This is a genomic window from Carboxylicivirga caseinilyticus, from assembly GCF_050589785.1.
In the GTDB taxonomy this organism is placed as follows: domain Bacteria; phylum Bacteroidota; class Bacteroidia; order Bacteroidales; family Marinilabiliaceae; genus Carboxylicivirga; species Carboxylicivirga caseinilyticus.
The window spans coordinates 56287-79424 of record NZ_JBNGOX010000023.1 but is presented as its reverse complement, the minus strand read 5'-3'; the positions used below and the strand labels follow the sequence as shown (position 1 = coordinate 79424).

Here is a 23138-nt window from a genome sequence, read left to right as displayed (position 1 = left end):
TTATGAAACCGTTGTTTATGGACCCTAAAAGCAAGTATAAGACTATGAAATTGCAATTCAAAAAAACAGTTACCTTTTTAATGTTTACCTTTTCGTTAATGCAAATCCCACTTTTTGCTCAGAACCACTCATTAGGAAGTTACCGAAATCTCTTTCTTGAAGCCGGGTACAGTCAGAACGAAATTGACAAGAAGGTTGAAAAAGCTTATTTCGATCTGTTTGAAGGACCTGATCGCATCTATTTCGAAGTTGGTGATTCATTGGGGTATGTTTCTGATATAAAAAATAAGGATGTACGCACCGAAGGTGTTTCATATGGTATGATGGTTGCCGTTCAGTTGGATAAAAAAGATGTTTTTGATCGCATTTGGCGTTGGTCAAAAAAGTATCTACAACATCAGGATGGTCCTGGAAAAGGCTATTTTGCATGGAGCTTTGATCCTGAAAAAATGAAGATGAATTCTCCCGGAAGTGCTTCCGACGGAGAATTATATTTTGTCACAACTCTGTTGCTTGCATCTAACCGTTGGGGTAATGACACCGGAATCGACTATTATGCAGAAGCCAGATACATACTCGATGCCATGTGGGAAAAAGACGGGGCTGAATATGTGCAACCTTTTATAAATCTTGAACACAAGCAAATTTCTTTTGTTCCGGGAGGACACGGATACAATTGGACCGACCCCTCTTACCATGTCCCAGCGTTTTATGAATTATGGGCTGAGTATGCCAATGACGGTCACGAACGATTTTATCGTGATTGTGCCGATACGTCGAGGGTTTTTCTGCACCGTGCATGTCACCCTGTTACCGGTCTTAATTCTGACTATACTGAGTTCAATGGTGAACCTCATCCTACTCCGTGGATGAAACCCGGATTTCGTTACGATTCCTGGCGTGTACCAATGAATATAGCAATGGATTATTTGTGGTACGGAAAAGATAAAGAATGGCAGGAAAGTTATGCGGAGCGATTTCAAAACTTCCTCAGATCGAAAGGAATGAATTCGTTTAAAGATCAGTACAATTTAGATGGTTCTGAACCCGAATGGATACTTCCGGCAGGTGATTATGAACCCAAATTAAGACATTCGTTGGGGTTAATATCTACTGCAGCCACAGCTTCACTGATTAATATTAACAACAACGATACTAGTATGGATTTTGTCCATAAACTCTGGGATGCAAAATTGGAACCTTACGATGATGGGTATTTTGATCCCTATTATGATGGGCTGCTATACTTGTTCAGTCTTATGCATCTGAGTGGAAAATATCAGATCATCCTTCCTGATCAGAATTAAAAGCCTTTCAAATGTGCGCAATATTCTAACCGAGAATTAATGATGGCAAAGTTTTATGAAACCGACTCCAATTATACCTGTTTTGCTTATCCAGGAGGCCAAGAATGGCCGAGCTGGTGCAATTACCTTTATCATTTCCTCTTAATTATTTTACCCTTCAAATACCTAAATCTATAACAATGGTTTTAAAAAACATATTCAATCCTTATAAGTTCCTGTTAAGCTTATTGTTCTTAATTAGCACTTCGTCTTTTGCACAAAAACTAACGCTCAACGAAAAAGAGTATTTCGAGACAAAGGGTCTAAACGTCCTGGTTTTTAACAACCAATACAATGGTTTCTTTTTTGATGAAAAAACAGCCGGTATAGAGCTCATCCATCATGGAGTAAGAACATTTACCGGAGGAGCAGTAAGGCTGCAAAATACACCCGAACAATGGGATTTAATCCCAACCCTCATCGAAAAAAGTATTGACAAAGCCAGTAAAAGTATTGAGTTTACGCTCCGATATGAAGATTATGATTTTGATTCAAAGATCACAGTATCTCCTGAAGGAAATGGTTTTCAAATCGTAGTCTCTTTAGATCAACCGGTGCCTGAATCATTGAAAGGTAGGGCCGGATTCAACCTGGAATTTCTACCTTCTGCCTACTTCGAAAAAAGCTATCTGGTTGATGGCAAACCATCCTATTTCCCCCTTTACCCTTCTGGAGATACAACCATTCAATCATCAAAAAGCAAAACTCCTCAGTTTGGAGGGCACAACACCTTTGATGATCGGGGACTTGATGAATTTATTATACCCAAACCACTTGCGCAAGGAAAGACTCTGGTATTGGCACCCGAAGATCCTGAGAGATATGTGAAAATAGAATCAGAATCGGAAATTATGCTTTTCGACGGTCGCAATCTGGCACAAAATGGTTGGTTTATAGCTCGAAGTATTTTACCCTCGAACCAAACCGGAGAAGTCCTTGAATGGCATGTTGAACCCAATGCCATTGAAAACTGGGTGCGTAAACCCAATATTGGTTTCTCACAAGTAGGGTACCATCCTGATCAAAAGAAAGTTGCTGTCATCGAACTTGACAGGAATGACGTTCCACAGAAAGAAGCCTTCATCTACGAAGTAACTGTATCAGGAAAGAAAATAAAACAGCTATCGGTAAACACTGAAGAATGGGGAAATTATTTGCGCTACAACTATCTGAAGGTGGACTTCAGCTCAATCACTAAACCCGGATTGTACTGCATTCAGTATGGCGATCAAACTACAAGTCCTTTCTCAATTGACCCCAATACAATTAAAAATGTCTGGCATCCTACATTAGATGTCTTCCTGCCCGTGCAGATGGATCACATGAAAGTAAACGAAGCTTACCGTACCTGGCATGGCGAACCTTTTAAGGACGATGCATTGCAGGCTCCTGTTAATATCGATTTTTTTGATGGTTACAACATGGATTCAGTAACTGATACCAAGTATAAGCCTCTGGAGCGCATACCCGGATTGGCCGTTGGCGGCTGGTTTGATGCGGGTGACTATGATATCCAAACCGGCACTCACTGCCGTACCATTCAAAGCCTGGTTGATTCATGGGAATACTTCAAAGTTAACAGAGACCAGACTTTTATCAATCAGGAAACTCGCTACGTTGATATCCATCGTCCTGATGGCGATGCGGATATTCTTCAACAAATTGAACACGGTATACTAAATCTGGTAGCACAAATTGAGAATATTGGACATCCTGTACGCGGTATCATTGTTCCCAGGTTGCATCAATACCATCATTTAGGAGATGCTTCAACCGAAACGGATAATTTGCCATACAACCCCAATCTGAAACCATACGAAAGCGATGGAGTTAGCTCTGGTACCTTGGATGATCGATGGGCTTTTACCAACCGAAATTATAGTCTCGACTTTTCAACAGTTGCTGCCCTATCTGCTGCCAACAGAGCATTAACAGAGTACAACAGTGAACTGGCAGATAAATGCCTTAGCCTGGCAAAAACTCTTTATACCGAAGCCAGGGAGATTATGAAAACAGCCAAAACCGACAGATTTTCACGATGGGGACGTTTTAATGAAATACCGGCAACACTTCAGTTGTATATTTCTTCGGGAGACAAGGCCTATGCAGAACGCTATGAAGAATTGATATGGCCTGCTTTGGATGAATCATCCGAATGGACACTATCTATGGCTCTTCGCGCAATTCCTCACATGGAGGATGAATTTAAAGAGAAACTTAAAAAACACGTAATTAAACACAAAACTGAGATTGAACAATTAGAAGCCGAGAACCCTTACGGAGTGCCTATTTCAACCAGAGGATGGGCTGGAAATGCAGGGGTTATAGAATGGGCAAGTACCAACTATATGGCTTACAAAGCATACCCGGGAATCATCGAAAAGGAAGATGTGTACAAAGGGTTAAATTACTTGTTTGGATGTCATCCAGATTCTAACATCTCCTTTGTTTCGGCAGTGGGAACTCGTTCGAAGAAAGTGGCGTATGGAAGCAACAGAGCCGATTTTAGTTTTATCGCCGGAGGAATAGTTCCCGGTGTGCTGATATTGAATCCGGATTTTCCAGAGAACAAGGAGGATTGGCCTTTTTTCTGGGGAGAGAATGAGTACATTATCGATATTGGTGCAGCCTATATTTACCTTGCTAATGCAGTCAATGAACTTTTAATAAAAGAATAGAGATCACTCTTATTTCATCAAAACTAAAAACCAAGTTTAAAATGAATTACAAAATCAAATCGCTTTTAGCAATATTTCTGATTGTTGGTAACTATTGTGTTGCCCAATCGAATGATCAAATAGTGGAAGATTTTGAATCTTCGTCGGTAAACCAACCAGGCCATGTATACCCCATGGTCAATTCCGAGGGACGTGTACGCACACAAGTTTTTGCTCCCGATGCCAAATATGTAAAACTCGACATTGGTGGTGTTAAATACGACATGGTTAAGGATGCAGAAGGAATGTGGACCGGAGAATCGGCTCCGCAGGATGTCGGTTTCCATTACTATCAACTTAATATTGACGGAGCGTCGGTTCCCGATCCGGGAACATTGTTGTATTTTGGTGCTTGTCGCTGGGGAAGTGGTATCGAAATTCCTTCAGATGACCAGGATATTTTTGCTGTAAAAGATGTTCCTCATGGTCATGTTCATGAAATTCTTTTCCCATCAGAAAGTACTAAGACATGCCGTACGGCATTTGTTTATACACCACCCGGGTATGAAAATGAAACTTCAAAAAGTTATCCTGTTTTGTATCTTCAACACGGTTACTGCGAAAATGAAACATCCTGGCCCGAGCAGGGAAAGGCCAATTTAATCATGGACAATCTAATTGCCGAAGGAAAAGCCAAACCTTTCATCATTGTAATGACATATGGCATGACCAATGATATTGAATTCGGAAAATTGCGTGAATTCGATATCATTCCTTTTCAAACTGTTTTGGTTGATGAATTAGTTTCTTATGTTGATGAGAATTATCGAACGCTTTCCAATCAGGAAAGCCGTGCCATGGCCGGACTTTCCATGGGATCGATGGAAACAAAAGCCATTACAACCAACAGGCCTGATGTGTTTTCGCACATTGGTCTTTTTAGCGGTGCTCTTTATGCTCCAGAGGAAGTTAAAGACCAAAGTAATGTGAAACTTATTTTTCAAAGTTGCGGAAGCAAAGAGCGTCCTGAAGCAGTACAAAAATCCACCGAAGCATTGAAAGAAGCCGGTATCAATGCTGTTTGGTATGTGTCGGAAGGCACAGCTCATGAATTCCATACCTGGAGAAGAAGCTTGCATGAATTTGCTCAATTACTGTTTAAGTAATCAGATATATTGTCATTTGTAGTCAACTTCAATGGTGCACTGCCGATGAAGTTGACTAAATTTATGGGTAAAGAGGCATCGAGTATGCTGAATGCTTTTTCAATCACCGATGTCATTTCAACGGATTGACTTTTTCATTTTTTTTGGGGGCAATCCCCAAAGCACAACAATGAATAAATTAAAAATTGGTTGCTGATTTTATCAGTAGCCCATCATAAACCCACTTAACAATGAAAAATTTAAAAACCTTATTATTTCTGCTTTTTGTTTTGGGGATGATCTCATGCAATAGTAAACTTCAACCAGGCCAGTTAAAGGTTGAGGGCAGCATCATCCAGGGAACAGTCATGGAATACATGACCATTTATAAAGGTATCCCATTTGCCGCTGCTCCTGTAGGAGATTTACGCTGGAAAGCCCCACAACCCGTTAAAGCATGGGAAGGAGTTAAACAAACCACTGAGTATGCTCCAGCTCCAATGCAGGGAGGTAATCCTCCTTCAGGCAAAAGCGAAGATTGCTTATATCTGAATGTTTGGACACCGGCAAAGTCAGCAGATGAAAAACTACCTGTTATGGTTTGGATTTACGGTGGGGGCTTTAGTTTTGGCTCAACATCGGAACCTGTATCTGATGGACAAGCCTTGGCTGACAAAGGAGTTGTTTTAGTAAGTATTGCTTATCGTGTGGGGCAACTTGGATTTCTGGCTCATCCTGAATTAAGTGCCGAAAGTCCGGAAGGCGTATCAGGAAACTATGGTTTGCTGGATCAGATAGCAGCATTGAAATGGATTCAAAAGAACATTGCTGCTTTTGGAGGTGATCCGGACAGAGTGACCATTTTCGGCGAATCAGCAGGGGGAATATCAGTAAGTATGTTGTGTGCATCGCCATTGGCGAAAGGGCTTTTTCATGGTGCTATATCTCAGAGTGGAGGCTCGTTTGGACCATCGCGTCCGACTACTTATCCAGGAGAAAATATGAAAACTTTAAAACAAGCTGAATCAGATGGTATTGAATATGTGAAACAACAAGGAGGTACATCAATTGCCGATTTGCGCAAGATGGAAGCTGAAAAATTTATTCCTGCCGGGTGGACCATGCCTGGAGGATGGCCAATTGTAGATGGTGTTGTTATTCCAGATGATCAATATAAGTTATATGAAAAAGGTCAATACAATGATGTACCTGTCCTGATTGGTTATAATTCCGACGAAGGCGCCAGTTTTATGTGGGAGAAGAATCCTGAAAAGGTTAGAAATAGTGTGAATCAACGTTTCGGGAAGCATGCTGATGCTTTGTTGGAAGCTTATCCGCTTGCCGAAAATAGTGTACCAAAAACAGCCCGCGACCTTATGCGCGATGCAGCCTTTGGCTGGCAAACTTGGATTTGGGCAAGGCTACAATCTCAAACAGGCAAGTCAAATGTATACTATTACTATTTCGATCAACATCCTGAATTTCCAGAAGGTTCGCCAATGTATGGATATGGCTCACCACATGGGCAGGATGTGGCTTTTGTTTTTCAACATTTAGATCCGAATAATTCTTCGCAATCGGATATTGATATTTCTGAGGCGATGGGTACTTATTGGACAAATTTTGCAAAATATGGTAATCCCAATGGAGAAAGTATTCCTGAGTGGCCAGCCTTTAGCGATGATAAGCCGGAAGTAATGTATTTGCAGCAAAAGCCTCATGTAGGTCCCGTACCAAGTGAAGAATCATTAAAAGTTCTTGATGAGTATTTTAAATGGAGAAGAACAGAAGAAGGAGCAGAATGGGCTAAGTGATAAATAGTTGTTGTTTAGAGAGCGAAGCGTTGTAAACTCTTGATGAATAATTGAAAACGATGAAATTAATTGTTTTTAAAAAACTCATTAATTCATCTACCCATGAGAATATTGAAAAACGACTTATTCGTTACCAGGTCTTCGATTTGTATTGGAAGATTGAATCTATAAAATAATATCAATCCAGAAATTACAATAATGCATAGAAAAGTAATATTATCAATTATAACTGTTTTTTTATTGGGGATGTCGGTTTATTCGCAAAACCCCATTGTCCAAACCTACTTTACTGCCGATCCGGCACCCATGGTTTATAATGATACAGTCTATGTTTATACCTCTCATGATGAGGATAGTACAAAGGCTAATTTCTTTACCATGTACGATTGGCGTTGTTACTCAACAGCCGATATGGTTAACTGGACGGATCATGGCGCAGTTGCCTCATTAAAATCTTTTAAATGGCTTGAAAAGGATAACGGGGCTTGGGCGCCTCAATGTATTGAACGCAATGGCAAATTTTACCTTTATGTTCCTATTCATGGAACCGGGATTTGTGTTTTGGTGGCCGATTCGCCTTATGGTCCTTTTACCGACCCTTTGGGTAAAAAACTAGTAGAGAGCGATCATTTATGGCAAGATATTGACCCTACTGTTTTTGTCGACGACGACGGGCAGGCATACCTGTATTGGGGTAACCCTAGTGTATGGTATGTGAAATTAAACGAAGATATGATTTCGTATGACAAGAGCATTGGTAAAAATGGAGTTGTATCGGTTGATATGCTTGCTGAATCGTTTGGCGAAAGAGTTAAAAAAGATGGTACTCCTGGCACCAAATATGTTGAAGGTCCGTGGTTTTATAAGCGCAACAACCTGTATTACCTGCTTTATGCTGTCAATGGAATCCCTGAAAGCATTGGCTATTCAACGTCGCATTCGCCAACAGGGCCGTGGGAATACAAAGGTTTAATTATGGAACGTCATCCAAAACTTGCGTTTACCAATCATTCAGGAGTTATTGATTTTAAAGGCAATTCCTATTTCTTTTATCATAACGAAGCACTACCAAACGGTGGTGGTTTCAGACGCTCTACTTGTGTGGAACAATTTGAATATAATGCTGACGGTTCTATTCCCTCAATAGCATCAACGGTTGAAGGTATTAAAACTGGTGTTGCTTACTTAAACCCTTTTAAACGAAATGAGGCTGAAACAATAGCCTGGTCCGAAGGTGTAAAGACTACAGGAGATAGTAAAAATGGGGTATATGTCTCACAAATCAATAACGGTGATTATATAAAAGTCATAAGTGTAGATTTTGCCAAAGGAGCTAAAATGTTCCAAGCAACAGTCGCTTCAATTGAAGGTGGAAAAATTGAAATTCGTTTGGATACTAAAGATGGCCAGTTGATGGGTGTTTGTGAAATTGCAAATACTGGCAGTGTAGATAACTGGAAAAAAATTAGCACAAAGGTAGAAAAGGTAAAGGGCATACACGATTTGTATTTCGTCTTTAAAGGCAAAGAGGGTGAACTTTTCAATTTTGACGCCTGGCAGTTTAGTGAATAATTAGACAATACGAATGAAACGGGTAGTAAGCGGGATCTGGCCAAGTTCGCTTGCTAGTTTCATTTCTTCCGATAGGCGCCTGGTCATTGGAGGAAATTTAAAATGAAATATCTCTATGTTTAATCAATTAGCTTTTATAGTTTATGAAATATAGTTTTTGGAGTTTACTTACATTGGTATTTATTTTTTTTGAAGTATTGGTAGTACAGGCACAGGATGTTGGGCTTATTGAAGATTTTAAGCCGTCTACTGTAAATCAACCCGGCAAGCTTTACCCGCAGGTTAATTCTGAAGGCCGTGTAAGGGTGCAAGTTTCAGCACCTGATGCAAAGATGGTTCAGCTTGATATTGGTGGTGTAAAGTATAATCTGGTAAAAGATAGAGAAGGCATTTGGACGGGAGAATCAGCTCCTCAAGACGAAGGCTTTCATTATTATCAGTTAAATATCGATGGAGCCTCGGTTCCGGATCCTGGAACAAAATACTATTATGGTGCCGGTCGTTGGGGAAGTGCCATAGAAATCCCGGCTGTTGACAAGGAATTTTATGCTTTAAAAGATGTGCCACATGGTTTAGTTACTCAGGTTCAGTATTACTCTGAAATAACCGAGGCATGGCGAAGATGTATTATATACACTCCTCCTGGCTATGAGGAAGATACGCAAAATCGTTATCCGGTATTGTATCTTCAGCACGGAAGCTTTGAAGATGAAACAGGCTGGTCGTCACAAGGAAAAGCGAACCTAATACTGGATAACCTGATTGCCGATAAGAAAGCGAAGGAGATGATTATTGTAATGGATAACGGCTATGCTTTTAGACCTCAAGATCATGAAACTGCCGGTAAAAGGCCTCAAATGGTTTTTGAAGAAATGATTGTTAATGAGGTAATACCAATGGTTGATGGCCGTTTTCGCACTATTGCTGACAGGAAAGCCCGTGCAATTGCCGGGTTGTCAATGGGAGCAAATCAAACTGTGCGGATTATTATGAATCATCTGGATAAGTTTGCGTATTACGGAGGTTTCAGCGGTACGGCTAATTATCCAAATTCCAACGAAATAGATCCTGCGAAATTCCTTGATGGTAAGTTTAAAGATGCTGATGCATTAAATAAGCAACTAAAAGTGTTATGGTTGGGGTTAGGAACTACTGAGCCTGCACCTTTCCCGGGTTCAGTTGGGGCATTTTGTAAGATGTTAGACAAGCAAAAAATCAATTATATATACTACGAGTCTGAAGGAACAGCTCATGAATGGTTAACCTGGCGAAGGTGTTTATATCAGTATGCTCAACAGTTGTTTCTGGAGGATTAAACCTCTGCAGCAACCGTAAAAATAAACTGAGTAAATATTTTCCGGATGATAGGATAATCCCTATTGTTAACTTTGAAATAGAAAGAAAATGAAATTAAAAAAACATAGTAGTGATAGCTATAAGCTTTATTCTACGTGTGTTGATATTCAAGTAGAAACTTTGTTGCATTGTTCCTGCGAATGATATACACTATAATAAAAGAATCCCTTTTTTATGGGATTTATTTAGCTTAAATATCTATCTTTTAACTTCTATGTGTTCAATGTTTGATAAAATTAAATCATATCTAAAATGAAAACAACAGCTTTTTTTATTTGCCTGATACTTGCGGGGAATATTCTCGCGCAAAACAAGTTAATTCTCAAAACAGATTCAACGGGCATTAAGATCAATAAAGAAATTTACGGACATTTTTCTGAACATCTGGGAACTTGTATTTACGAAGGAATTTATGTCGGCGAAAATTCAGACATACCAAACATTAACGGCTATAGAACCGATGTGGTTGAAGCTCTTAAAGCATTAAAGATTCCTGTTTTAAGATGGCCTGGCGGCTGTTTTGCAGACACCTATCATTGGAAAGATGGAATTGGCCCCAAGGAAGATCGTCCGTCGATTGTTAATGTTTTTTGGGGTGGTGTAACCGAAGATAACAGCTTTGGGACACATGAATTTCTGGATTTTTGTGAATTAATAGGTACCGAACCTTATTTAAGCATAAATGTTGGTTCAGGAACTGTTGAGGAAGCAATAGATTGGGTTGAATATGTTACTTCCTCTAATGAAAGTCCGATGACAGAGTTACGTAAAAAGAACGGAAGAGAAGACCCATGGGATGTTAAGTTTTGGGGTATCGGCAATGAAAACTGGGGATGCGGAGGTGATATGAGAGCAGAATATTATGCTGACGTGTTTAGAAATTTTTCATCTTACATAAGAGGAGATGGTTTTCAAAAAGTCATTTGCGGTCCAAGTGCAGACGATTTGGAATGGACAGAAAATATTCTTGAGGTGATAAAAGATAAGCTAAATCTGGCACAAGGTCTGTCAATGCATTATTACACCTTACCAACAGCAAATTGGGAAGGGTCAAAAGGTTCTTCCATTGATTTTGATGAAGAAATGTGGTTTGCAACCATACGAAATACAATGTATGTAGAAGATTACATTCAGTCTCATTTGGCGATTATGAACAAGTATGATCCTGATGGTGGTATCAAACTTATTGTTGACGAATGGGGAACATGGTACGATAAATTAGAAGGTACACAAGAAGGTTTTTTACAACAGCAAAATACTTTACGCGATGCATTGGTAGCTGGTATCAATCTGAATATTTTTAATAACCATGCCGACAGAATCAGTATGGCCAATATTGCGCAGATCGTTAACGTATTGCAATCTGTAATCATGACAAGAGGCGCCCAAATGGTAAAAACACCAACTTATTATGTTTTTCAAATGTATAATGTTCATCAAGATGCTGAACTGATTCCAATTGAATTGATATCAGAGGATTATGATTATAATGGTGAGCATATCCCGGCAATTACAGCTTCAGCATCGAATAAAAATGGAGTGACCAATATAACCATTACCAACTCAAACCCTAATCAATCTTTACCTGTTGATTTGCAACTTGGCAAGGATTATAAAAACGTTAGAGGGAAGATAATAAATGCGAAAGCCATAACCGATTATAATGATTTCGGTAAAGATGAAAAAGTTGTAATAACCGATTACTCAATAGGCAAAGTAAAAAAAGGAGAATTACATGTTACTATGCCTGCACATTCTGTAGTCTTAATCCAGTTGGAAGATTAAATGTAGTTCAAGATGTTTGATATTTGGTTAGTGAGCAAGATTCTGATTCTTTAAATTATTGAAAAATTTTGTGATTATTTAAGCAATAAATTGATCAGCAATTTAGTTCTTTTTTATACTTGTCGAACAATTATTTTGCGGATAGGTTTTTTATAAGGTGTTGAAAAAAAGGAGTTTGTTTATAATGATCACATGGTTTAAAGTTTATGTAATTAACAACCGACTTGAGCATTAGAAGATATTTTAAAATTTGACAAAAGTGCAAATTGCACACTAAATAAGGATGAAGAGGTACTAAATAAAGACCAATTAAGTTTTGGTCAAAATTGGTCTTTGTATAGTATAAAATACTGTTGTTTAATTGGCTTATTTTGATTGGCTTTTAACTTGTTATTGTGACCAATATATGATCGAGAAGAGTAAATTAAGGAAAAATAAATTGGTTTACAGAAATACAAATATGAACAAGCAAAAGCAATGGCAAATTAACCGCATACCTATGAATGAGTTAACTCTTTAATTAAAATTTGAAAGTCATGTGTTTTTTTAGGTGTTGTCGATATCTTTGTTCCTTTATGCCAATTAAGCGCCCCTACAGTAGAAAATTAATGCGAATTTATATGTGTAGAAAAGGAGTAAGATCTTGATAAAGAGGTTTATGTCTTTAATTATTGATATTTAATTTATAATATACTCTATATATGTGCTATAAATATTATTTTTCTTGATAGTCCTTCCCCTTAATGAATTTGTTGCTATGCTCTATTAAGACAGTGACTGTTAATGTTATATTTAAATTCATTCACCGCTAATTTTATTAAGAGTCAATGTTTACTTCTTACTTTAACGAACTATTGTAATTTGGTAGCTTATTAAAAATGTGAAGGTATTTGCTCTTTCGGAATTATGCCTGAATGTGATAATTGCAACTAATTAAAAAATATATAAGTTTGAATGTATGTCTTGCTTAAAACAGTTGTTTAATGAATTATGATTTGAGTCGTTATTTTTTATCTGATTAAAGAAATTGATTGATAGAGCCAAATGAAAAAATTAGGGAATACGGGTTTGATTTGTCCTCCGATAGTATACGGAACCAGTTACCTCGGGAATTTGTACCAAGAGCTTACTGAGGAGGAGAAGTTGGCCTTGATAAAGGAATGGTTCAATGTGTCGTATGGGAATGTAACTATAGACAGTGCAGGTAAATATGGTGCTGGTCTAGCCTTGGAAGTTATCGCGCATGGTTTGAAGAAGTTGGGTTTTTCGCCAAAAGATATAACTATTAGTATCAAGTTGGGATGGTATCGCGTCCCCCTTGAATCATCAGAGCCAACATTTGAGCCGGGAGCCTGGGTTAACTTGCAGTATGATGCTGTCCAAAAAATCAGTTATAGTGGTATTTTAGAATGTTGGGAACAGGGCTGTCGTCTCTTGGATGGTTTTAAACCTTTATTGGTTTCAGTTCACGATCCTGATGAATATTTACAGAGTGCTCACAATGAAGAGGATAGATTATTAAGGATGGATAATATTTTGGGCGCATACAAAGCATTGTTTGAACTGAAGGAGAAAGGAGAGGTAAAGGCTGTGGGTATTGGTTCTAAAGACTGGTTAGTAATTAAGGAACTTTATGATAAAGTGCATTTTGATTGGGTGATGTTTGCCAATAAATTTACCCTTTATCATCACCCGGCAGAAATCCTTCATTTCTTTGAACAACTGCATAAAGATGGCGTTGTGATTATCAATTCTGCCATATTTAATGGTGGTTTTTTAACGGGAGGGCAATATTTCGATTATCGTAAAGTTGAAGAATCGGATCTCAATAATCTTCATTTGTTCGAATGGAGAAAACGTTTTTTTAAAGTGTGTAAATACTTTTTTGTAGATCCGGGTGATGCTTGCCTAAAATTTGCCTTATCTGCACCACAAGTAAATGCCGTGGCTTTAAATCCGAGTAAACCACATAGGATGCTACATAATAAGCATGTAGTGGATTCTGAATTTACTGGTGAATTCTGGAATGCATTAAAAGCTGAGGCTATTATTTTAAATTATTATCCATATGTATAGATACTCTTTATTATTTTAATTAATACATATCGTGATTTCTGGAATTGTTATCCAAATAATTTGAATAGATTGATGAGGAATTGACTTTTATTAAATAATGTTTAGGCCTGAAGATCTTAAAGAGGTGGTAGATCAGGTGGGGGATGACAGTGTTATTTGTGTTCTCGAAAGGCATACAGTTGAAGAAGCGGAGTGGTTGCTATCCTTGAAAGCAGACCATGATTTTTAAGAGGTTTAGTTGGGTGGTGAATTTTGGAGACAGGGAAAACATGATAAAGCCGGTATTCTTACCTCATTAAGGTCTTTTACTGAGTGGTTGTTTGTTTGCAGTAAAACAACCCTAATGACATTGATTTCTCAGTTTTCTCGAAGTTTGAAGCAATACGCTATGGTATCGGCCAGATCACTAAGTCTGCGTTTTGCCATTGAAGGTTATGGAGTAATCAGCCAGTACAGTACTCAGTCTTTTAAATATACATCAGGAGGCTATTTGCCAAACGTTTATTGCTTTGATGATGTGGGGACAGAAAGACCAATGCAATACTATGGCAATGATTGCAATGTTATGGGAGAGATTTTATTGGGACGTTATGATCATTTTGTCAAAAAAGGCATGCTGACCCATATTACCACCAACCTGTCGGCTTCAAAGCTGGAAGAACTGTATGGCAACCGTTTAAGAAGCCGGATGAGGGAGATGTTCAACCTGGTGGCTTTTTCGGTTGATTCCAATGATAAAAGACAATGAATAACCCTTAAAAATGTTTGTATTTTTACCCCATGAGTAAGACAAAAAAAGACATTAGTGAGCTTGTAAGGGAATATATTCAGTCCATTGATCCTAATGCAGAAATCGTGCTGTTATTCCCCCAGGGTAAGAATATGCATGAAGAAGTGCAGGTATTTGTGCTATTGCCTAAAAAAGTTGATTATGCCACAGAACAGGAATATATAGAAACAAAATATAAGGTAGAACTGGAATCAGGTCTGTCATTATTTATTTATGTTTATAACAAAGAGAACTGGAATAAGCAGTTTAAAAATACCCCCATATATAAGAAAATTCAGAGTGAAGGAATTGTCTTATAAGACTTCCCTCCGGCACATTTGCCAAACACAAGATACTTAAAGACTATTACAGGAAACACAGGATAACAGTTTGCCAAAAAAGCCATCAACGCACCACCTTCCCTTAAAAGCCTTACAAAACAGATCATCCCAAATATCCTGGCCCGGAGCCCCACCAAGCCGTTGATATTTGGGCTTCCTGTTTTACAAGGCTGGTTTTATAAGCTATTTTTCAATTCTTCTACTATACCGTAATAGCTATCAATAATTTGCAGATAAGGCTTTTTCAGTTACGCTTAAGCCAAGATATAGCCGGTCTGTCAGGGCGCAAAAGTGTTCGGCATAAACCCGCTGATTGATGCGCATTGATCCGGTTTTTGACCAAAACACATGTGCTTTTATTCATACCTATTTACAGATTAAAAACAATGATTTAAAGCCCGCAAAAAGCACATAAGTTTGTAAGTCAAATAAGTAATGCCCATCAATCATTGGCCTGCCCACAGTCCATTTATTCCCCTTCCTTTTGCATCCTGACAGCCCTTAAATGAAAGGTGGCTTAAGCGAACAAAAAAGCCGACAAATGTACCTGAAATATGTTTTGATGACAGATCATATCAAAGCGAACTATTTAGTTAATAACCTTAAAATGGAAAAATCACAACGAACTAAATCCATCTGAATAGCTCTGGAATAGACCAAATCAACACAAATACTATCGATTTTTCATATGGATCGAATATCAAATCTATACAAATCACACCCTAAAAATTAATCTATATCAACTTGGGAACAGGTTGGAAGAGGTACCACTGGATAAACTCGAAAAGGTGGCGATCAAAAAGGATTTTATTGAAAAGATGGATCAGCGAGAACTGAATGATTTTCTGAACGGATTCCGGTCTCAGAAACTCTATACCGTCAATGCCAGCATCAATGATGAAAACTATCGTATACCTGCCAAGATTCGTTTACAGCAGGAAGGCGATGAGATCAAAGTCAGATTGCATCCTATTCAGCGTCTTCATATCCCGGATCAGTTTATGGGGCATACTTTCAACAATGACGAAAAAGCAGCTTTGCTGAATGACCGCAATATTGGTAACGTGATTGAGCTGCAGGATCTGAACGGTAAGAAAGACAATTATTTTATTGGTGTCGATACTAAGACCAACGAGATCATTCCATTAAAGCAAAAGAATATTACCCTTTCAGATTCTATTAAAGGGGTTAGTTTGAGTGAATCGCAAAAGAAAACCCTGATGGAAGGGGGTAAAGTCAGCCTGGATGGTATGACCGGAAAGAACGATAAAAAATTCTCAGCTACACTCCAGGTTGATCCTGCCGGACGTACCATCTCGTTTTCTGATTTTAAACAAGAGAAAGCACAAAATCAGAAACAGGACAAAACCGAAACGGTAAAAAAAAAGTAAAGGGGTCAAAGTAGGTTGAAAACCATTCAACCTTCAGCTAAAAAGGGAAAAGTTAAGGGATGACTTTTCCTTTTTTTATCCACTGAAAAGGATGGCATATTGACAGCTAAGAAGTAAATGCAAGATGTGTTTTTCAGTACCTGAAAAACGGATGTCTTGCTCTTCGAGGTGAATTAATATTTTGAAGCGAATAATACATCTTAGATCTATTAAAACATACTTTTCAACTTTTTCATATCCTTACTTATTTTAGAGTCTATTATTTTACCGTAAATCTGTGTAGTTTTTAGCGAGGTATGCCCTAACATTTTAGAAACAGTTTCGATAGGAACTCCATTGGCAAGCGTAACAGTAGTTGCAAAAGTGTGCCTAGCTATATGCATTGTAAGATCCTTATTAATTTCGCAAATGTCAGCTATTTCTTTAAGATAAGTATTCATTCTTTGGTTTGAGTTTATAGGTAGAAGTTTACCTTTGTTTTCGTTCTTTGGATAGTTTTCGTATTTGTAAAGAATAGCTTTTGCTTTGGGTAAAAGAGGTATTCTGCAACGACTTAATGTTTTAGTTCTATCAATTATTATCCACTCTTCACCGTCATCACCTTTAAATATATGTGATTTAGTTAGCTTTTAGATATCAGAATAGGATAAGCCGGTATAACATGCAAATATAAAAATGTCCCTAACAGTTCGTATTCTTTCAATTTCAATTTTCTTGTTTTCAACCTTCTTAATCTCATTAAGAGAGAGGAAATCTCTATTGGGTTGATAACGTTTAACCTTAAAATTTATGTATGGATTCTTATTGATTAAACCTAAGGCAATTGAATCATTTAATACTTTTTTCAATTTTTTATGATAGTGCCCAATTGTATTAGGACCGACTCCATGATGTATTTTTAAGAATGAGTCAAATGAGGCTATAAACTTGTAATTGATGCCTGATAAAGGGATATCTGTTTTTTTATAGGTTACTTTAATAAATTCCTTGAGTCTCCCAAAAATGGTTTTATAATGTTTGTAGGTCCCATAAGAATAGTCATATCCAACACGCCTATGAATATCATCAAGAATGGTTTGAAAGGTAACAACAATGAAATGTTGGGGAGTGTTGGTTAAACATTCTTTTAGGCTGTTGATGTCATATGGATTTCCAAGAGATTCTAATTGGTAATATTTATCAAAAATGGTATTTGAAAAATTATTTAGTTTTTTGTTCAAATTCCTTGAATTCTCAGCTAGAGGTGCAACCTTCTGAGCTAAATTATCCCAATCGCATGAATTTAAATACACACCTGTTGACAATTCTATCCTTTTTAAATCAATTGTACATCGAATGTAAACAGGATATTTACCATCTTTTCTGCGTTTTGATTTTTTTAATAAAAAGTTAGTAATGAGCCTCATAATTCAATATTTTAAAATTATTTATCAATAATTGGTCTCGATAGGTCTCGGCAAATTCGAATTTACACACTTGAATTATCGAAATAAAACCCAAAATGACCTAAATTGAACCAATATAAATTTCAAAATATCAGAAGGTTATGATTTGCTGAGACCTGTTTTTTAAAAAAATGAATAGGTCTCGGTAAAGTCTCTTTTAAGAGGGTATTTTAAGCGATTTTTTGGTATTTGAGGGAAAAACAAAAGCGCTTAAAACCTTCATTTTAAGCGCTTTTTGTTGTTTATGATGTTCTTTTCAGTGATTCCGACGGGATTCGAACCCATGACCCACAGCTTAGAAGGCTGTTGCTCTATCCAGCTGAGCTACGGAACCATCCTTGAATGCCTTTTTCTAAAAGCGATGCAAAGATAATCATTCAAGTCAATCTGTCAAAAGTATTTTCTTAAAAAATAACGATAGAAATAGTTTTGTGTTGGTATAAGTGATGTAGTTGTTTGGTAACTAGGATGATTGTGTTGTTTGGGTAAAATCAATATTTATTAACCTTTATTGATTTTGCTTTTAGTAGCTTTGCACCAAAATTGAGAGGAATGTCTGAAAGGAATGTAAGAGAGCTGGAAAGTGAGAAAATATCAAAACTACTTTATAAATACTTTATGCCTGCTTTTGCAGGAGTAATTATCAGTTCGCTTTATAATATAGTCGATCGTATATTTATTGGTCAGGGAGTAGGCTCATTGGCTCTTTCGGGATTAAGTGCCATTTTTCCAATTATGGTTATTATGGTTGCCTTTGGCATGCTAATAGGCGTTGGTGCAGGTGTAAGGGTGTCATTTAATCTAGGGAAAAAGGATTTCGACAGGGCAGAGAAGGTGTTGGGAAATGCATTTGTGTTAATGGTGCTTGTGTCTTTATTTATTACCCTTATTGGGTTCCTTATTAAACATCCGTTATTAACGTTCTTTGGAGTAAATGACGAGACATATGATTATGCCAACGATTACCTTGATATTATATTATCGGGAACGGTTTTTCATATCGTTGGTTATTCGCTGAATAATCTTATTCGATCAGAAGGAAGTGCCAAAATAGCCATGTTTTCAATGCTCATTGCGGCCGGGCTAAATATTATTCTGGACCCTATCTTTATTTTCTGGTTTGATATGGGAGTGAAGGGAGCAGCTTATGCTACAGTTATTTCACAAATAGTATTGTGTTTTTGGGTACTGGCTCATTTTCGTAGCGAAAGAGCAGTGATTCGTTTACACTCCAGAAATTTCAGGATAAAAAGAGATATTGTATGGTATATTATTACCATTGGTTTTTCTCCTTTTGCCATGCAGCTGGCTTCCAGTCTGGTATTTGTACTTTTAACGTGCAATTAGTTGAGTATGGAGGTGATATTGCTGTAGGAGCCATGGGTATTATTTTAAGTATTGCCATGCTGATGGTGATGACTGTTATTGCCATTAATATGGCAGCACAACCAATAATCAGTTTTAATTTTGGAGGTAAAAACTTCATCAGGGTGAAAGAAACACTGGTGATTAGTTTAATTGCAGCTACTATCATATCGGTTATCGGATTTCTGGCAGGTGAATTATTCCCGCGAGCTATCATTAAGCTCTTTAATACTGACGATAGCCAGTTGTTGGAGATAGGTGTTAAAGGTTTGCGAATATTTCTTCTGGCTTTGCCTCTCGTAGGATTTCAGATTATTACGGGTAATTATTTTCAATCGACAGGAAAAGCCGGTTTAGCAGCATTAATTTCCTTACTTCGTCAGGTAATTGTTTTATTGCCTGTTTTGCTTATTTTACCCAAATATTATGGTCTGGAGGGTGTATGGTTTGCAGGTCCTATAGCAGATACCATTTCAGCTTTTGTAACATTCTTCTTTTTACTTAGAGAGATGCGTAAGCTTAATGCACAAATTGCTGTTTACAATTAATAAGTTTTGGATGTTTAAATACAAAAGCCGAACATTAAAAAAAAATGTCCGGCTTTGCTTTTATCACTATTATACTGTGGTAGGAATCTTCTAATGTTCCAGTTTATCCAGATTCTTTTGTATTTTTTTGATGGCTGTTTCAATTGATTTCTCAGGTTCTATAACATTGTATTTTCCCCAGAAATTATCATCTGCAAAACCCAGTTGAGCATCAGTCATAACAATATTCATTTTCATTCTGTCTGATGATTTGAAAGGTTTTTCATTTGTTGCTTTCCAGTCGGTTACTGCCATCTCAATTCCGGTGTGATATACAGAGTTGAATAAACGCTTATTCCATTTTACTTTAAAGGTTAATTCGCCTCTTGAATAACCATAGATCCATTTACCATCTTTTTCACGATAGGATACCATATAGCTGGCTTCGGTAGGATAGACTTGTGCTCCGGCAGGTTTACGCTTAATGAACATGCGCGCAACAGCAGCCTGATCTTCGGTGTTAATGTTGTATGTTGCATTTACAATCGCCAGACTTTCGGCATCGATATATAATTTACCATAGAATAATGGTTCTTGTACCCATTCGCGTTGAGCAAATTCAAGAACATAAAGTAATCGGTTATCCTCACGGGTAATATTGGCAATACTAAAAGTATAATCTTCAAGTACATCATAATCCAGAATCATATACGGATTTTTCATTATATCCAGCATTATGGTTGAGTATGGGCCTCCCTGAAGCTTAAAAACAAGAGTGTCAAGTTTCGAATAATCGGCACTTTTTCGACCTTTCATCAGTCTGATTACATCTTGTCGATCGTTACCATACGAATGCTTGTAAACTTCAACTACTGCTTCTGAAAGGGATGCATATTGTCGTCTGTTTTTGATGGTTTCTCTATAGAAGGCTGTCATAAGACTTTCCTCCTGGATGTAGTTCTCATTACGGCGCTGAATAACAGCCTGTATTAATAAGTATGGGTCTTTAGGAAAAACATTAATAGCATCAAGAGATACTGTTAATAGTTCGAGTTTAATTTTGTTTTTATCACCCTTTAAATCTTTTATGTCGACCATTTTGCTTTTGTAACCAATGTAAGAAACGGTCAGTTTTTTGTTAAGCATTTCTTTAGGAATCTTCAAACTGAAATCGCCCTCCGAATTGGATACGGTTGCAATGTTGGTATCTTCAACGGTTAGGTTGGCAAATATTAATGGAGATCCATTGTCTGAATCCATTATAGTTCCTTTAACAAGCTTATAAGATAGCGTATCATTCTGATCCTGTTTTTTCAGAAATGTACTTCCCAGTATATTTCCCGAAATAAAAAGAGCAATAATTAATAGTGTAAACACACGATTAATTTGGGCTGAGAAAAAAGGATTTGCTTTCATGGTATATAGCATTAATTGATTTTACTTGTGCTTTCGGATTAAGGACAAGCAATCAATTAAAATACCCTTACTCAGAATTGATTTTTTTTACAGAATTGAATTGGGATAGTTTAGTTTTATAGTCTGATACCCATTACCAATATGTCATCTATCTGATCATTGGATCCTTTCCAATCAATAAAATGTTTTTCCAGTTGGTCTTTTTGCTCTTCCATAGGAAGCGGATGTAGCTCTGAAATTATCTGACGAAAGCCTTTTTGCATCAGTTTCTTATCGTTCGGACCTCCAAATTGAGAAGCATATCCATCAGAATACATGTAAAGGCAATCACCATTCTCATAATTGATTGTATGATTACGGAAAGACCGGTCAACTTCACCATATGATACAGGCATATGATCAGCCGGATAAATATTCAGGAAATTATTTCTGATGAGAATAATTGGATTAAAAGCACCTGCAAATTGTAGCTCTTTCTTTGTTTTATCTATGGTTACGATGCTAATATCCATTCCATCCTTAATCTCACTTTTTTCGTCCTGCTGTAATGAGTCTATCACTATTTCTCTCAGGCGATCGAGAATTTTGGCGGGTTCTGTTTCTCCTCTGTTATTAATTATTTCGTGAAGGTAAGCAACGCCAAACATACTCATGATGGCCCCCGGAACTCCATGGCCTGTACAGTCTGCTGCAACAATAATCACTTTGCTATCAATTTCACTGACCCAATAAAAGTCACCACTTACAATATCTCGTGGTTTTAGCATGACAAAATATTCAGGTAGCAAACGATCCATATCTTCTTTTTTTGGAAGGCTTGCATTCTGAATCTTCTTTGCGTATTCGATGCTGTCGGTCAGTTTTTTATTGATCGCCTCAATTTTCTGTATCAACCGCTTGTTCTGATCACGTGCCATTTTAATAGCAACCTGCGTTTTAACACGAGCTTTGAGCTCCAGTATATTAAATGGTTTTGAAATAAAATCAACTGCTCCGGCTTCAAAACCTTTTATGATACTGTCCATATCGTTCTGGCCGGTTATAAAGATGACAGGAATTTCTCTGGTTGCTTCGTTACTCTTCAGAATTTTGCAGACTTCAAATCCATCAATCCCAGGCATGATAATATCCAATAATATCAGGTCCGGTTTTTCTCTTGATAAAGCCAACTCCAAAGCCGAGTCACCATCCATTGCCGAATAAGTGACATACTTTGATAACGCATCTTTTAATATCTCAAGATTAACCTGAGAGTCGTCAACAAGTAATATTGTTGGTTTTGTATTTATCATAGATGTATAATGGATATATACAAGTTACGGAAAATGTTAGGGAAAAGTTTGATGTTATGATAAAATGTTAAAATTTATTTTATTTGAGTTTTGACGCAGCTTCTGAATCAAGCAACCAGGTTGTTTGTTTATTACTGACGAGCGAGGCAGGATAGTTTTTATAATTGCCTGATTGATTTATTATTTCTTCAGCTTTTTCAGCCTTGTTAGCCCCTGTAACTAAAAAGAAAATCTTTTCCGAATTATTGATGGTTTTGCCTGTAAGACTAACTCTTACCTGACCACTTAACGGATGCTGAGCCAAAGTGCAGATCTCATCTGATTTCCATAGTTCGATTTGATGTGGAAAAATAGAAGCTGTATGCCCGTCGTCTCCCATTCCCAGTAACATAATGTCAAATTGCGGCAGGTGATTTGAGTAAGGAACATTTTCTTCAATACATGAGATATAATCTTCTAAAGCCTGCTGATTAGTTAATTCTCCTTTAACCCTGAAGATATTAATACCCTTGGTGCCTACATGATCAAAAAGGTATTCTTTGGTCATGCCAAAGTTGCTTTCAATATCATCTGGGGGCACGCAACGTTCATCGCCCCAAAAAAACTTAATGGAAGCCCAATCTATGCTTTTGGCATATTCTTGTGCCCAAATTTTAAAGATGGTTTTGGGTGTGCTTCCACCTGAGAGAGCAATGTAAAGTTCACTCTTTTGTTGCTGTTGTTTTTTTATATAATCGGCAAGATAGTGAGCAATGGCATCTTTGCTATCAAAAATTTCAATGTTTGCTTTCATGGCATAAAAACAAAGTGTTTAATTAATTACCCATTACAATTAAACGGG

19 protein-coding genes and 1 tRNA gene are annotated in these 23138 nt (G+C 37.4%); 14 read left to right on the top strand and 6 right to left on the bottom strand.

From position 1 onward, the window contains the following. Positions 1–2 precede the first annotated feature (2 nt). The 12 genes from ACRD62_RS12875 to ACRD62_RS12820 all read left to right on the top strand — a co-directional run bounded on the left by ACRD62_RS12875 (position 3) and on the right by ACRD62_RS12820 (position 16252). Positions 3–1307, top strand: a complete 1305-nt coding sequence (locus ACRD62_RS12875) for a family 8 glycosyl hydrolase (protein ID WP_321408644.1) — start codon at positions 3–5, stop codon at positions 1305–1307. A 179-nt stretch (positions 1308–1486) separates the two neighbouring features. Next, positions 1487–4024: a glycoside hydrolase family 9 protein gene (locus tag ACRD62_RS12870; protein ID WP_430820520.1), complete on the top strand. Its 2538-nt coding sequence runs from the start codon at positions 1487–1489 to the stop codon at positions 4022–4024. Positions 4025–4065: 41 nt separating this feature from the next. Beyond that, positions 4066–5169 (top strand): alpha/beta hydrolase-fold protein, encoded by a 1104-nt coding sequence (locus tag ACRD62_RS12865; protein WP_430820519.1) that lies wholly within the window; start codon positions 4066–4068, stop codon positions 5167–5169. A 230-nt stretch (positions 5170–5399) separates the two neighbouring features. Beyond that, the gene (locus tag ACRD62_RS12860) at positions 5400–6962 is read left to right on the top strand and encodes a carboxylesterase/lipase family protein (RefSeq protein WP_430820518.1); all 1563 of its coding nucleotides are present in this window, start codon (positions 5400–5402) and stop codon (positions 6960–6962) included. Positions 6963–7160: 198 nt separating this feature from the next. Further along, the gene (locus ACRD62_RS12855) at positions 7161–8534 is read left to right on the top strand and encodes a glycoside hydrolase family 43 protein (RefSeq protein ID WP_430820517.1); all 1374 of its coding nucleotides are present in this window, start codon (positions 7161–7163) and stop codon (positions 8532–8534) included. 143 nt (positions 8535–8677) lie between these two features. Next, positions 8678–9850 carry an alpha/beta hydrolase-fold protein gene (locus tag ACRD62_RS12850; protein WP_430820516.1) on the top strand — a complete coding sequence of 391 codons (1173 nt, stop codon included), beginning with the start codon at positions 8678–8680 and terminating at the stop codon, positions 9848–9850. Between the two features lie 292 nt (positions 9851–10142). Next, positions 10143–11675, top strand: a complete 1533-nt coding sequence (locus ACRD62_RS12845; RefSeq protein WP_430820515.1) for an alpha-N-arabinofuranosidase — start codon at positions 10143–10145, stop codon at positions 11673–11675. Positions 11676–12719: 1044 nt separating this feature from the next. Further along, positions 12720–13751 (top strand): aldo/keto reductase, encoded by a 1032-nt coding sequence (locus ACRD62_RS12840; RefSeq protein ID WP_430820514.1) that lies wholly within the window; start codon positions 12720–12722, stop codon positions 13749–13751. A 97-nt stretch (positions 13752–13848) separates the two neighbouring features. Further along, the gene (locus ACRD62_RS12835) at positions 13849–13980 is read left to right on the top strand and encodes a hypothetical protein (RefSeq protein WP_430820513.1); all 132 of its coding nucleotides are present in this window, start codon (positions 13849–13851) and stop codon (positions 13978–13980) included. Positions 13981–14094: 114 nt separating this feature from the next. After that, positions 14095–14499: a P-loop NTPase family protein gene (locus ACRD62_RS12830; protein ID WP_321408657.1), complete on the top strand. Its 405-nt coding sequence runs from the start codon at positions 14095–14097 to the stop codon at positions 14497–14499. A 32-nt stretch (positions 14500–14531) separates the two neighbouring features. Then, a complete protein-coding gene (locus ACRD62_RS12825; RefSeq protein ID WP_321408658.1) occupies positions 14532–14840 on the top strand; it encodes a hypothetical protein in 309 nt (102 codons plus the stop codon). 776 nt (positions 14841–15616) lie between these two features. Then, positions 15617–16252 carry a DUF3945 domain-containing protein gene (locus tag ACRD62_RS12820; RefSeq protein WP_430820512.1) on the top strand — a complete coding sequence of 212 codons (636 nt, stop codon included), beginning with the start codon at positions 15617–15619 and terminating at the stop codon, positions 16250–16252. 209 nt (positions 16253–16461) lie between these two features. Here ACRD62_RS12820 and ACRD62_RS12815 read toward each other — a convergent pair whose 3' ends face one another. The 3 genes from ACRD62_RS12815 to ACRD62_RS12805 all read right to left on the bottom strand — a co-directional run bounded on the left by ACRD62_RS12815 (position 16462) and on the right by ACRD62_RS12805 (position 18031). Then, positions 16462–16827 (bottom strand): site-specific integrase, encoded by a 366-nt coding sequence (locus tag ACRD62_RS12815; RefSeq protein WP_430820523.1) that lies wholly within the window; start codon positions 16825–16827, stop codon positions 16462–16464. Positions 16828–16881: 54 nt separating this feature from the next. After that, a complete protein-coding gene (locus tag ACRD62_RS12810) occupies positions 16882–17658 on the bottom strand; it encodes a phage integrase SAM-like domain and Arm DNA-binding domain-containing protein (protein WP_430820511.1) in 777 nt (258 codons plus the stop codon). A 299-nt stretch (positions 17659–17957) separates the two neighbouring features. Continuing rightward, positions 17958–18031: transfer RNA gene (locus ACRD62_RS12805), tRNA-Arg, on the bottom strand. A 218-nt stretch (positions 18032–18249) separates the two neighbouring features. Here ACRD62_RS12805 and ACRD62_RS12800 point away from each other — a divergent pair. Both ACRD62_RS12800 and ACRD62_RS12795 read left to right on the top strand, forming a co-directional pair. Further along, complete coding sequence (locus ACRD62_RS12800; protein ID WP_430820510.1) at positions 18250–19044, top strand: MATE family efflux transporter; 795 nt, start codon at positions 18250–18252, stop codon at positions 19042–19044. After that, positions 19035–19610, top strand: a complete 576-nt coding sequence (locus ACRD62_RS12795) for an MATE family efflux transporter (RefSeq protein WP_430820509.1) — start codon at positions 19035–19037, stop codon at positions 19608–19610. Before ACRD62_RS12800 ends, ACRD62_RS12795 begins: the two co-directional genes overlap by 10 nt. A 90-nt stretch (positions 19611–19700) precedes the next feature. On the opposite strand, the gene ACRD62_RS12790 is transcribed toward ACRD62_RS12795, so the two are convergent. The 3 genes from ACRD62_RS12790 to pgl form a co-directional block, all read right to left on the bottom strand. Beyond that, complete coding sequence (locus ACRD62_RS12790; protein ID WP_430820508.1) at positions 19701–21005, bottom strand: carboxypeptidase-like regulatory domain-containing protein; 1305 nt, start codon at positions 21003–21005, stop codon at positions 19701–19703. A 116-nt stretch (positions 21006–21121) separates the two neighbouring features. Further along, complete coding sequence (locus tag ACRD62_RS12785; protein ID WP_430820507.1) at positions 21122–22297, bottom strand: PP2C family protein-serine/threonine phosphatase; 1176 nt, start codon at positions 22295–22297, stop codon at positions 21122–21124. Between the two features lie 79 nt (positions 22298–22376). Then, the gene (gene pgl, locus ACRD62_RS12780) at positions 22377–23090 is read right to left on the bottom strand and encodes a 6-phosphogluconolactonase (RefSeq protein ID WP_430820506.1); all 714 of its coding nucleotides are present in this window, start codon (positions 23088–23090) and stop codon (positions 22377–22379) included. Positions 23091–23138: the final 48 nt, after the last annotated feature.